1 protein-coding gene is annotated in these 510 nt (G+C 46.1%); it reads right to left on the bottom strand.

Annotation, left to right across the window (positions count from 1 at the left end):
- Positions 1 to 510 (bottom strand): GNAT family N-acetyltransferase (locus R7Q48_RS31370; RefSeq protein ID WP_318134368.1); only part of this gene is annotated, 510 nt, incomplete at both ends.

The following is a 510-nucleotide window of genomic DNA, read 5'->3' as shown; positions in this document are numbered from 1 at the left end:
GAATGGATTGATAGCCGGCTTGTTGCCAAAACTGAATCAACTCATCCGTCGCACCAAAACTTGTCGATAGGTAATCCACATGGGCACCAACACTTTCCTCGAGTAGTGTTAACATGCGCTTGCCAATGCCCAAACCTTGTAGATCAGGATGCACCGCAATTCGCATCACTCGTGAAGTAATAAGCCTGCCTACCTTTACCAAACCAAGTTGATTGATGATGGTGATTGGCGTCAAATGCCCTTTAGGACGACGTTGACCAAGTTGAACGGCTTCAATTAACTCGTCATCAAGACCGCCCTCCTCAACCGTGAGAATGACTCCGATGATATTTTGTTTATCCATCGCGAGATAAACGGAGCTGTTGTCATCTCGCAGTAAATGGAGCAAATCATTCGGTGAGGTTTGATAATGAGCGTTAACCAGTAAAGCAAAGCATTCGCGTAGTAAGTTGGGTTGGTGAACCAGTGCTTGCTTGTCCACTTTGTTCAACGATACGTTCGCCATGCCTT

It is taken from the genome of Vibrio sp. 378, assembly GCF_033339435.1.
Note: the sequence above shows the minus strand (reverse complement) of the source record. Positions and strands in the feature narration are given on the sequence as shown.